Annotated in this window: 10 protein-coding genes and 4 tRNA genes; 4 read left to right on the top strand and 10 right to left on the bottom strand. The window is 38.1% G+C overall.

The window, feature by feature from the left end:
* The first annotated feature begins 17 nt into the window (after positions 1-17).
* Positions 18-1664, top strand: coding sequence for a M28 family metallopeptidase (locus ACY0M5_RS06195; protein ID WP_461631147.1), 1647 nt, complete (start codon positions 18-20; stop codon positions 1662-1664).
* 64 nt (positions 1665-1728) lie between these two features.
* Here ACY0M5_RS06195 and ACY0M5_RS06190 read toward each other — a convergent pair whose 3' ends face one another.
* From ACY0M5_RS06190 to ACY0M5_RS06150, 9 genes are all read right to left on the bottom strand, one after another.
* Entirely contained in the window at positions 1729-2934 is a 1206-nt protein-coding gene (locus ACY0M5_RS06190; protein ID WP_124993184.1) for an L-serine ammonia-lyase, read from the bottom strand.
* Positions 2935-3056: 122 nt separating this feature from the next.
* Positions 3057-3131, bottom strand: a tRNA-Pro gene (locus ACY0M5_RS06185).
* A 60-nt stretch (positions 3132-3191) separates the two neighbouring features.
* Positions 3192-3266 (bottom strand) — tRNA-Pro (locus ACY0M5_RS06180).
* A gap of 69 nt (positions 3267-3335) precedes the next feature.
* Positions 3336-3410: transfer RNA gene (locus ACY0M5_RS06175), tRNA-Pro, on the bottom strand.
* A 63-nt stretch (positions 3411-3473) separates the two neighbouring features.
* Positions 3474-3560: transfer RNA gene (locus tag ACY0M5_RS06170), tRNA-Ser, on the bottom strand.
* Between the two features lie 200 nt (positions 3561-3760).
* On the bottom strand, positions 3761-4738 hold the full coding sequence (floA, locus tag ACY0M5_RS06165) for a flotillin-like protein FloA (protein ID WP_101311289.1): 978 nt from the start codon (positions 4736-4738) through the stop codon (positions 3761-3763).
* Positions 4739-4748: 10 nt separating this feature from the next.
* Positions 4749-5213, bottom strand: coding sequence for an NfeD family protein (locus ACY0M5_RS06160; RefSeq protein ID WP_124993185.1), 465 nt, complete (start codon positions 5211-5213; stop codon positions 4749-4751).
* 26 nt (positions 5214-5239) lie between these two features.
* Positions 5240-5524: an ATP-dependent Clp protease adaptor ClpS gene (locus tag ACY0M5_RS06155; RefSeq protein ID WP_461631146.1), complete on the bottom strand. Its 285-nt coding sequence runs from the start codon at positions 5522-5524 to the stop codon at positions 5240-5242.
* A gap of 15 nt (positions 5525-5539) precedes the next feature.
* A complete protein-coding gene (locus tag ACY0M5_RS06150; RefSeq protein WP_461631145.1) occupies positions 5540-7744 on the bottom strand; it encodes a hypothetical protein in 2205 nt (734 codons plus the stop codon).
* A gap of 367 nt (positions 7745-8111) precedes the next feature.
* On the opposite strand from ACY0M5_RS06150, the gene bcp reads away from it, so the two are divergent.
* The 3 genes from bcp (at position 8112) to ACY0M5_RS06135 (ending at position 11914) form a co-directional block, all read left to right on the top strand.
* Positions 8112-8579, top strand: a complete 468-nt coding sequence (gene bcp / locus ACY0M5_RS06145) for a thioredoxin-dependent thiol peroxidase (RefSeq protein ID WP_124993188.1) — start codon at positions 8112-8114, stop codon at positions 8577-8579.
* A gap of 24 nt (positions 8580-8603) precedes the next feature.
* On the top strand, positions 8604-9629 hold the full coding sequence (gene recA / locus ACY0M5_RS06140) for a recombinase RecA (protein WP_461631144.1): 1026 nt from the start codon (positions 8604-8606) through the stop codon (positions 9627-9629).
* 188 nt (positions 9630-9817) lie between these two features.
* On the top strand, positions 9818-11914 hold the full coding sequence (locus tag ACY0M5_RS06135) for a S9 family peptidase (protein ID WP_461631143.1): 2097 nt from the start codon (positions 9818-9820) through the stop codon (positions 11912-11914).
* A 132-nt stretch (positions 11915-12046) separates the two neighbouring features.
* On the opposite strand, the gene ACY0M5_RS06130 is transcribed toward ACY0M5_RS06135, so the two are convergent.
* On the bottom strand, positions 12047-12787 hold the full coding sequence (locus tag ACY0M5_RS06130; RefSeq protein ID WP_461631142.1) for a DUF6261 family protein: 741 nt from the start codon (positions 12785-12787) through the stop codon (positions 12047-12049).
* Between the last annotated feature and the right edge of the window lie 47 nt (positions 12788-12834).

Here is a 12834-nt window from a genome sequence, read left to right as displayed (position 1 = left end):
TAAGCAAAACAAACAACATGCAAATAAAAACACTACTAACACTAACAATCGCCGCACTAACAATGGCGTGCAGTTCTTCCGATGAAAGTTTAAAAAATGCAGAATCGGTTATCTCAACAGAGAGAATGATCAATTACATCAAAGAATTGGGATCTGATGAATATCTAGGACGAAAACCATTTTCTGAAGGTGAAGTAAAAACAATTAACTATATCGCGCAGCGGTATAAAGAAATAGGGCTTGATCCAATCAACAAGGAATCCTATTTTCAGGACGTTCCATTAGTCGAGATATCACTTACAGCTCCCCAATTTCTTAGTTTAAAATCACATGGCAAGGTGAAAAAACTAACTTATGGGGAGGATTTTGTCACGTTCTCGCGACGCATTCAGGATGAAATCGTATTAACAGAATCTGACTTAGTATTTGCAGGCTACGGGATTGTAGCACCGGAATACGGCTGGAACGATTATAAAGATCTGGATGTTAAAGGAAAAACCGTAATTGTTTTGGTGAACGATCCTGGTTTTGGCTCAACTGATAAAAGTTTCTTTAAAGGCAATGAAATGACATATTATGGCCGGTGGACCTATAAATTCGAGGAAGCAGCCCGTCAAGGAGCCGAAGGAATACTGATTATTCATCAAGACAGACCAGCGGGATACCCATGGTCAGTTGTCTTAAATTCGGCATCGGTTCCAAAATTATATCAGCAAGCTAAGGATAATTATCAATCAAGATGTTTAGTTGAAGGCTGGATAACTTTTGATGCTGCCAAACAATTATTTGCTGATGCAGATAAGAATCTGGACACTGAGACTCAATTAGCCAAGCAAAAAGAATTTACAGGTTTTAATTTAAGCACAAAATTAAGTGTTGTCTTTAAAAATTCAGCGCATTTTGACGTTACACACAATGTACTCGGAATAATAAAAGGAACAGATCTGGCAGATGAATATGTTTTTTATTCTGCACATTGGGATCATCTTGGAATTGGTCCAAAAATGAATGGAGATTCAATTTACAATGGTGCTGTTGACAATGGAACCTCTCTTGCCTGGATGTTTGAAATTGCCAGAGCATTTAAAGCCATGCCTCATCAACCTCGCCGGTCAATTGTTTTTTTAGCTCCGTCTGCAGAAGAGTCAGGATTAAATGGTTCCGGATTTTATGTAGACAATCCAATTTTTCCGCTAAACAAAACTGTTGCAAATATTAACAATGATCTGATGTTGCCTTATGGGCGCATGAAAGATGTAATGATTACAGGATATGGACAATCAGATCTGGAAGACATAGTAAAAATCGAAGCAGAAAAACAAGATAGATATATCCTGCCTGATCCTAATCCTCAATCGGGAATGTATTACCGATCGGATCATTTCAGCTTTGCCCGCGTAGGTGTTCCGGCATTATTTGCTCGTGGCAACAACGATAGCAGAGAAAAAGGCATAGAATACATGTCTGCAAAAGAAAAAGAATGGCTAAGCAACAATTACCACAAACCTTTTGATGAATACGAAGAATGGTGGAATTTAGATGGTGTTGCCGAAGATGCCCGGTTACTTTTTCGCGTTGGCTGGGAACTTGCCAATCAAGATGAATTTCCGAAATGGAAAGACGGATCGGAATTTAAAGCAAGACGAGAAAAAGATCTAAAATAAATTTAGATCCATTAAAAGAAATGAGCTTGATTTATAATAGAATCAAGCTCATTTTATTCGTGTTTTATTTATAATTAAAGACCTTTAATGAAGCCAATCCTCCCAAAGATGTTTCTTTGTACGTGTATGGTAAATCAAGTCCGGTTTTCATCATTGTTTCAGTTACCTGATCAAAACTAATTCTGTGACGGCCATCTGAAAGTAACGCGTAGGTATTGTGGTTTAATGCGCGCGCTGCCGCAAAAACATTGCGTTCAATACATGGTATTTGAACCAAACCAAGAACGGGATCACAAGTAAGCCCCAGATGATGTTCCAAACCCATTTCGGCAGAATATTCAACCTGATATACAGTTCCTCCATGCAACTGAGTAGCAGCTCCGGAAGCCATGGCACAAGCTGTTCCCACCTCTCCCTGACAACCAACTTCTGCTCCCGAAATTGAAGCATTGGTCTTGACCAAATTTCCAATTAATCCCGCGGTCGCTAAAGCTTTCAATACATCCTTTTTCCCAAACTTATAGAATTTCTTATGATAGTAAAGAACTGCAGGTAAAACACCACAGGCTCCACATGTTGGAGCAGTTACAATTACACCTCCACTAGAATTTTCTTCTGAAACAGCCAAGGCAAATGCATACAACATGGATCGTTTTCTCATCGGCCCGCTTAAAGTTTTCGCTTTTAATCGATATGAATGAGACTTGCGCTCCAGCTCTAAACCTCCCGGAAGTTCACCTTCTTTGTTCATTCCTCTTTTTACAGCCTTTTTCATTGCAGTCCAAACCTCATCCAGATAGTCCCAAATACCGTCTCCCTCCATCAATTCCACGTACTCCCAAAGTTGCTTTTTATTGCTTTTGCACCACTCTAATATTTCATCCATTGTAGTCAACCCATATATTTTTTGGGCAGACACCTCGCTATTGTCATCTATTATTGCTCCACCGCCAATACTGTAGGCAGTCCATTCTTCAATCAATTCATCTGATGCAGAAAAAGCTTTGAAACGCAACGCATTAGGATGCCTCTTCAAAAATTCTTCAGGCTGCCAGATCAAATTTAGATCTTTCTCCTCAAATACCTTTTCAATTGCAACACCTGTTAAATGCCCTTTCCCTGTCGCAGCCAGACTGCCAAACAAAGTCACTTCATATTTATCTGCTTTAGGATGGCGCAGCAAAAACTGTTCTGCTGCTTTACGCGGTCCCATTGTATGACTGCTCGAAGGCCCGTACCCAATGCGATAAAGCTCTTTTATTGATTCCATTATGACGTTTTGTTGTTGTTGTGTAAGTTGGATGCAAATGTAAGAAAGTCAATAGATACTCAATATGCGATTTGAAAATATTTTGCACAAAAAAAGAGAAACCAAATGATTTCTCTTTCTTGTCGGGGTGGCAGGATTCGAACCTGCGACCTCCTGCTCCCAAAGCAGGCGCGATAACCGGGCTACGCTACACCCCGAAACTTAATTCCGGCATTCTATTTGACAAAGAAAAGCCTTAAAACTCCTCTAAAATATTGTCGGGGTGGCAGGATTCGAACCTGCGACCTCCTGCTCCCAAAGCAGGCGCGATAACCGGGCTACGCTACACCCCGAAACTTTCATTCCGGTACTCTATTTAGATAAAAAAAGAGAAGTTTTTAAACTCCTCTGAAAAATTTTCGTCGGGGTGGCAGGATTCGAACCTGCGACCTCCTGCTCCCAAAGCAGGCGCGATAACCGGGCTACGCTACACCCCGAAAATTTGCGGAGGGGGAAAAAAATTTCGCCAACTCCATTTTCCATCTTTATAGAAAAAATTGCGGAGAGAGGGGGATTCGAACCCCCGGTACAGTTTCCCGTACGTCAGTTTAGCAAACTGGTGGTTTCAGCCACTCACCCACCTCTCCTGATCTTGCGGTAGCAAAAGTATGTAAAAAATTCAGATGTGCAAAATATTTACCTCCCATTAATAGAAGATTTCGGCGCTTTGGATTATAGTAAATTATAAATCAATGAGATTCATTTCATTTTTTTTTCAAATTACCCAAAATAAAACCGGAAAGTACATGAATACTCCCCGGTTACAATTGAAATTATATCAATTCATCTATTTCTTTTTCCCTTTATCAGATGGATTTGCAATATTATCCCTCATGTTAGTATCTGCTTCAATATTCTTCATTCGGTAATAATCCATAATCCCCAATTGACCATTTCGAAAAGCTTCGGCCATTGCCCGGGGAACTTCTGCCTCCGCTTCAATCACCTTTGCCCGCATTTGCTGTGCCAATGCCTTATTTTCCTGCTCAAGAGCAACAGCCATGGCTCTTCTCTCTTCGGCTTTTGCCTGCGCTATTTTCAAATCGGCTTCAGCCTGATCTGTTTGCAACACTGCTCCAATATTTTTTCCTATGTCAATATCAGCAATATCAATCGATAAAATTTCAAAAGCGGTACCAGCGTCCAATCCTTTTTCCAGCACTACACGTGAAATAAAATCAGGATTTTCAAGAACCGTTTTATGAGATTCACTTGACCCAATTGAAGATACGATTCCTTCTCCTACCCTTGCCAACACAGTTTCTTCTCCTGCTCCTCCAACCAACTGCCGGATATTAGCACGTAAAGTAACCCTGGCCTTAGCTATTAACTGAATACCATCTTTAGAAACGGCTGTTACAGGAGGTGTATTAATGACTTTAGGAATAACACTCATTTGAACGGCTTCGTACACATCTCTACCGGCCAAATCAATAGCCGTAGCCATTTTAAATGTCAAATCGATATTAGCTTTTGAAGCTGACACCAGAGCATGCGTTACTTGAGCGACACGACCTCCAGCCAAATAATGAGCTTCCAGTTCATCCCGATTCAAAATCAAGCCTGCTTTTGTACCTTCAATTAAGGCACTTACAATCACTTTTGGCGGAACTTTCCTCCATCTCATAAACACGAGCTGAAGTAAAGAAATTTTAACTCCTGATAATAGAGCCGAAAACCAAAGACCTACTGGGACGAAATAGAATAGTATATATATTCCAACCCCAACGGCGACAATTAACATTATTAATGCACCAATTTCCATTTGATTTATTTTAGATAGGTTTTACAATTACAATCTTATCAACAATACCTACAACAACAACCTTTGTCTTTTCATCAACATAAGCTCCCGTTGATCTTGCTTCAACAATTATATTATCCAACTTCACTCTTCCCATTGGTGCAAGACGTGAAACACAAATCCCCTGATCACCAATAGTAATATTTTCATCATCCAATTTTTGAACTTTAGAATCGACTTCTGTATTTAGCATTATTTTATTCCACGTTTGTGACTTTAAGGCTAAAACCAAAGATATCCCACTAAAAACAACAGCAGACAAAACAGTGAGGTGTCCTACTGAATTCCCATAATGGTGATAAGACATATAAATACCTCCGGCTATCATTAAAATCCCACCAATAGCTGCCACTGTAATTCCTGGAATGACCAAAAACTCCAACAGTAAAAGAACGATACCGAATACGATAAGAAGTACAATAATTAATGCTGTCATTTGCTATAAATCTAATTTATCTGAAGCTAAACAATATTCACTTTCAATCCTTTCTCTGCTAATCTATCCCTCATAGGTTTAATGGTACTCATATCTCCTTTTTTTACATCACATTTCCCCTTGTAATGAGTAATATAAGCGCATTGTTCTGCCTGATCAGGATCATGTCTGCAAACATCAACCAACGCATCCACAACAAAATCAAAAGTGTGAAAATCATCATTAATCAGCATCAATGTATTGCGGTTTAAAAGATCGCTGATTACATCGCTCTCTTCTTTATCTGTATGTATTTTATCAATCCCCAACATTACCAATCTCCTCTATTATTGTCTAAGTATTTCGAGTGCTTGCTGAATGGTTATTTTATCATTACCTGAAAATGCTACAGTAAAAGCATCCCCTAAACCGGCCTCGCGAAGTTCCATTTTCAATTTACTCACTTTGCTGTAAGAATCAAAATTACCAACAGTGCAAATCGTATACCCTCTGTAATCTTTGGAATAGTCTATTGGGTACTTTGAAAAATTTTCCAATTTTAATTTAACATCCTCAGGAACTTCACCGGAATATGCTCCCACCTGAACTCTAAAATTAACCTGATCATCTGTAACAGTCTGGATTGCTTTTGTATTGACAATAGCAGCCACAGGTTGAGGCTCAGGCTTATAATCCTGATCGGTTGCCTTAATAGCTTCACTTAAACTGGTTTTAACACCATCCTTATAAGCTACAACAAAAGCATTGGGAAACAATTGACGAACTTCAGGAATTTTTTTCTTAGCTGCAGCAAATGTAGAGTAAGTTCCAACCATGTATTTATACAATTTCCCATTCCCAACAATTTCTTCCTTCACGTCATCTAAACCTGAAAAGAAGCTTGATTCTGCTCTGTTAGAGAATACACCGACCTGCAAATGATAAACATATCCATCCTCAGTTTTATTAACAACTTTAGCACCAGACCTTGAATTTGTGGAAGGAATTATTTCCGAACTCATTACCAGTTGTCCTTTCTTGGAAGGAGCGTGCACCTCAGCAGTAACAGTTCCAATAATATTTTTATTCAGATAATCAGATTCCTGAGATTGAGCCTTCAATAATTTATTTTCGGCCTGCTTACTCAATTCAAACGACTTTTGTTCCAATTTAGATATCTTATTGGACAGAATAGTATGAGGCATTCCTTCCAAACCATTCAACTGGCTTCTTAAGTCTTCGGTACCGTCAATTAAACTATCCGAATTAAATTGGTCATTTTTAGCTTCAATAAAAATCTCCCTGGCCTCGCTCGATTTAAACTCGTTCAAATAATGATACGTCAATTCACTGGTAACCGGAAAATTAAAATATGGAAAATCTTCTTTGTTATACTTCATCGAATAAGAAGGCTCTTCCGCACCTTGTTCAAATAAATTTCCGTCGACACTACTACTACCCACATTTAATATCGCAATATTGGATAGCAGATCAGGGTTCATCACTACTTTTTGTTCCGGATAATCAGATAATTTTATTTTGTAGATAGTTACTTCATCCTTTCCATTCTCCCTGCTTGAAGTAAAACATGCATACTCATCGTTTAAATCAGTTGCAAAAAACAAATCGTTAGATGTCGAATTAATCGGAAATCCCATATTTTGAGGTTCACTCCAAGTATCAGATATTTCATTGTATACTGATCTGAAAATATCAAATCCCCCCATACTTGTGTGACCTTGAGAACAGAAGTAAAGAGTTCTTCCGTCATTCGACATAAACGGATATACTTCATCGTAAACAGTATTTAGAGAGTTCAGTGCTTCCCATTCTCCCCATCCACCGTTTCTTAAGCGTTTGGCACGATACAAATCCCGTCCTGTCTTTTTATTTTTTCCATAACTTGAAAAGTAAATATACTGTCCTTTATTTGCCAAACAAGCTACCTCTCTATCTCCGTCACCATCATATCTGGATGTAAGAGATTTATCTTTCTTTGACAACCGATCCTCAAAACCTTCAATATCGTAGTACCTAAAAAATTCACTCCTGTTTACTACCTTTTTATTTTTTACATTAACCACATAATAAGAATTTACCAGAGGTAAACCATTCTGACACATCTCAATTAACCGATCGATACCAATCGATTTCTTTTTATAATATTCACGAAACTTCCGATAATACCTTATTGCGGAATTAAACTCATAATTCATATGAAAAGCCCGTCCCAAATAGTATGGAACCGATGCATTTACATTTTTCGTTGATGCAATCTTAAGATGCTGAATAGCCTCCTTTACATTTTCATTCACTTCAACCTGACAAACTCCCAGATAATAATTGTATTCCGGATCCTGCGGATACACATTTATTAATTCCTGATACAACGGCAATGCATTAATAAAATTCTCCCCGTCGAAGAATGTAAAAGCCTCCTGCTCAATCTGCTGTTCTGTTTTCCCTCCACTAAAGCTTTGCGCAACTGAAAACTGTAGGAAGAAAAAAGAAAGAAAAAGTAAACTGTAGTGTAATCTCATTTTATTATTCATAGAATCAATTTCTTGAAAATGGAAATTGGGAAAACAAAGAATGCTTCCCTCCAATTAACAACCAAAAAACAATAAACCTCCTGCAACGTATCATTTGCATCAACAAAAACCTCTTGTAACATGCAGGATCTAACAAAAAGTTAAGATAGTAATTATTTTATAACAAAGATAATATATAATGTGTAAGTACGAAATTACAAAATAGAGATTAAGATTAACAAAATAACGAGTTGGAAAAATAAAAAAGAAATCCATTCCTCATGTTTTGGAAGCTTTTTTTTTTAACTTCAGTGGTTGATAATTTTAATGCTAAAAATTCGTACCTCTATGCATATAAAGGTATATTTGCAATTCAAATTCTAAATCCATGACAAACTTAAAAGAAGGAGATAACGCACCGGAATTCACTGGTTTAAATCAAAACGAGAAAGAAATAAAACTTTCTGATTTCAAAGGCAAAAAAGTCATTCTGTACTTTTATCCGAAAGACAATACTCCCGGATGCACTGCGGAATCGTGTAATTTAAACGAAAACTACGATGATCTGACAAAAAAAGGATTTGAAGTAATTGGCGTAAGTCCGGACAAAATATCATCGCACCAAAAATTTGCTGCAAAGTATAACTTAGCATTTAATTTAATTGCTGATACAGAAAAAGAAATTTTAGAAGCATATGGTGCCTGGGGTGAGAAGAAGTTATACGGAAAAACTTATATGGGAGTTTTGAGAACTACTTTTGTAATTTCGGAAGAAGGAATTATTGAGAAAGTATTTACCAAAGTAAAAACAAAAGATCATACCAATCAGATTCTATCTGAAATGGACTTAGTGTAGAAAATAAATAATTGAAAATATATTATGAGCGCAAAAGAAGTTGTAGAAATCAACAAAGAAAAGCTAAAAGCACTCCAGTTAACCATGGAGAAAATTGATAAAACCTACGGTAAAGGTGCCATTATGAAAATGGGGGACAATGCCGTTGAAGATATTGCAACCATTTCAACAGGATCTCTATCCTTAGATATGGCATTAGGTGTGGGCGGACTTCCAAGAGGAAGAATTATTGAAATATACGGACCGGAATCTTCAGGTAAAACTACTCTGGCCATTCACGCCATTGCTGAAGCTCAAAAAGCAGGAGGTATTGCTGCAATTATTGATGCAGAGCATGCATTTGATCGTTCATATGCTGAAAAACTAGGTGTTGATACTGAAAACCTATTGATTTCTCAACCTGATAATGGAGAACAGGCTTTAGAAATTGCCGACCAGCTGATCCGCTCATCTGCAATTGATATAATTGTTATTGACTCGGTTGCAGCCTTAACTCCAAAAGCTGAGATTGAAGGTGAAATGGGAGAATCAAAAATGGGATTGCAAGCCCGTTTGATGTCTCAGGCATTGCGTAAACTTACAGCAAACATCAACCGAACCAACACAACCTGTATTTTCATCAATCAATTGCGTGAAAAAATTGGTGTGATGTTTGGCAACCCTGAAACAACAACCGGTGGTAATGCTCTTAAATTTTACTCTTCTGTTCGATTGGATATCAGAAGAATAGGACAGATTAAAGATGGTGATGAAGTGAATGGTAATCATACTCGTGTTAAAGTGGTAAAAAACAAAGTTGCACCTCCATTCCGAAAAGCTGAATTTGACATTATTTACGGTGAAGGAATTTCCAAAACAGGTGAAATCATCGATCTTGGGGTTACTTACAACATCATTAAAAAGAGTGGATCTTGGTTTTCTTATGGCGATACTAAATTAGGACAAGGTCGCGAAGGAGTAAGAAAACTTCTTATTGACAATGTTGAATTGGCTGAAGAATTAGAAGCTAAAATTATTAATGCAATCAATAATCCTGTAGCTGCAGTATAATTTTTTCTGAAAAAAATATATAGAAAGACTCTCAAATTTTATTGAGGGTCTTTTTTTTAATACATTCCCAGCTATTTGAAAATACGATATATCATGTCTTTAGCATGAACAAATCGATTATTAAATGTTCTTCGTATTTCTTACATTTACAGTGCTGAAATAAATCAACACAACAAACCTATACAATCATGACAAACAAACAACTTTTGTTAGGCTTGGCAATTGTGACAGGATTATCATCCTGTCAACAAAAAGCTGAGGAATCAAAAGACGATTCGTCTTACAAAACACCGGAAACAAAACTAGAGTCGGATGTAATGACTCCTGAAGTTTTATGGTCATTCGGACGCCTTGGCGGAGAAAACATTTCCCCTGACGGCAAAACAATCTTATACGGAGTAAGCTATTTCAACAAAGAAGAAAATCGCTCTTACCGCGATCTATACACTCTTCCTGTTGAAGGTGGTGAGCCTGTTCAAGTAACAAACACAGAAAAAAAAGAATTCAACGAAATCTGGAGACCTGACGGCAAAAAAATCGCCTACATAAGTTCAGCAAGTGGAACCACCCAGATGTGGGAAATGAATCCTGATGGAAGCAATCCTATTCAGGTTTCGGATATCGAAGGAGGCATTGATGCATTCAATTACTCACCTGACATGAGTAAAATATTCTATCTGAAAGAAGTACAATTGGAAAAAGCAGTAAAAGATTTATATCCGGATCTTCCAAAAGCAAATGCCCGCGTAATTAACGACATGAACTACCGCCACTGGGACAGCTGGGTAGATACATACACTCACATTTTCCTTGCTGATTACAGTGAAAAAATCACATCCGGAAAAGATATTATGCCCGGTGAAAAATGGTCGGCTCCGGTAAAACCATTTGGTGGCACCGAACAAATAGCCTGGTCTCCTGATTCGAAAACCTTAGCTTATGTATCACGTAAATTACATGGTGTAGAATACGCAAAATCAACCAATTCGGACATCTACTTTTATGATATCGCTACCGGCGAAACCAAAAACATGACGCAAGGAATGATGGGCTACGATATGAACCCTGTATTCTCGCCTGACGGCAGCAAAATGGCTTGGGAAAGCATGGAAAGAGATGGTTACGAAGCTGATAAAAACCGCTTATTCGTAATGGATTTGGCTACCGGCGAAGAAACTTTCTACACAAAAGATTTCGATCAGAATGCTCAATCGTTAACCTGGACTGCCGACAGCAAAAGTATTTATTTTATTTCGGGATGGCATGCCGTGCAGGAAATCTACAAGCTTGACCTTGCCGATGGTAAAATCAAACAAATAACAGAAGGCATTCACGATTACCATACAGTTCACATTGCCGGCGATGCTCTTATTGCAACCAAAGTATCGATGTCGAAACCTGCTGAAATCTACAATGTAAATCCGCTAACGGGAGAAGCAAAAGAGATTTCATTTGTGAATAAAAATATTCTTGACCAACTTGAAATGGGCAAGGTTGAGAAAAGATGGATAACCACCACCGACAACAAACAAATGTTGGTTTGGGTAATTTATCCTCCTCATTTCGATGCCAGCAAAAAATATCCTGCGTTACTTTATTGCCAAGGTGGTCCGCAGGGAACCGTTTCGCAGTTTTGGAGTTACCGCTGGAATTTCCAGATGATGGCAGCCAATGACTACATTGTAGTGGCACCCAACCGAAGAGGTTTACCAGGTTTTGGTCAGGAATGGAATGAACAAATTTCAGGCGATTATGGCGGACAAAACATGAAAGATTACTTAAGTGCTATTGATGCTGTTAAGCAAGAACCGTTTGTTGACGAAAACCGTTTGGGTTGCGTTGGCGCCTCTTATGGTGGATTCTCGGCCTACTGGCTGGCCGGACACCACGAGAAACGATTCAAAGCATTTATTGCTCACGACGGCATGTTCAATTTGGAAGCTCAGTATTTAGAAACCGAAGAAATGTGGTTCGTAAACTGGGATCTTGGCGGTCCATTCTGGGAAAAAGACAACAAGATTGCTCAACGCTCTTATGCTAATTCTCCACATAAATTTGTTCAGAATTGGGATACTCCGATTTTAGTTATACACGGCGGAAAAGATTACCGTATTGTTGAATCGCAGGGAATGCAGGCATTTAATGCTGCACGCCTGCGCGGAATCCCTGCTCAGTTTCTTCATTTGCCTGAAGAAAACCACTGGGTTCTGGGCGTTCAAAACGGAATTTTATGGCAGCGCACTTTCGCCAACTGGCTTGACAAGTATGTGAAAGAAGCAAAATAAAATTTGAAGAAAATTACAATACAAAATCCCCATCAGACTTTCGTTTGATGGGGATTTTTATTTCCATTCAAATTTAAAAATCATCATTTACCGCTCAATAGAAACAACAAAAACTGAACAATGGAATAGAATTTAAATTCTTTCATCCTCTTTCTTCCTATTTGCCCAACGCGTTCTGCGCGCTCTGATAACAGCATTGGTATTCTTCAACTCAAATTCGACGAATCGGGCAAAACTGTCGTAACGATCAGGATCTACCTGTCGGAAAGTGAATAAAAAAGGAAAAATATCATCATTTAATATTCGATGCACCTTATGAGCCTGTGCCGTTGTCTGCACTCTTTGTTTGCGTTTAACCTGCTCAGTATTGGTTAGCCTGTAAAGCGCTTTCAATTGATCGAGGCTCAGGTGTAAAACAGTTAAATACTTCTCGATTCCCTTTAGTTTATCGGCATCAGCTTTTAGTTTTCCTGATAATAGTCTCTCAGTTAATATTTGCAAACCAGAAATTTTTTTTTCCAGATTTTTCTTGTGAGTATCTACACCAATGACTGCAAGTTGCCCCCAAACTCTCCCTGCACCGTTTACAATCTCCTTATCGGGATGATGTAAGTAAGCCTTTATCATATACTTTAAGCCAACAAATAAACTTGCTATTTGACTATTCAGCTTTTTCATCTCCAAAGTATAAGCGCCATTACGCACGGTTCCAAATGAATCTTGAAGAATCTTATTTTGAATGTTCAACTCTTCCAGATTCAGTTGCAGGTGATCATTTATTTTTGGCTTCTTCATTTTCCAGAAGTCTACTATCGCAATTGCAATCATTCCTACCTCAATTGCTTTGGCATGTGCTAATAATTGTTGATTCATCGGATTATTTTTCTGTACTAAAATAATAAACCATTAAGATACATATA

The sequence above is a fragment of the Labilibaculum euxinicum genome, assembly GCF_963678175.1.
Lineage (GTDB): Bacteria > Bacteroidota > Bacteroidia > Bacteroidales > Marinifilaceae > Labilibaculum > Labilibaculum euxinus.
The sequence above is the reverse complement of the archived record's forward strand: the minus strand, read 5'-3'. Positions and strand labels throughout refer to the sequence as shown.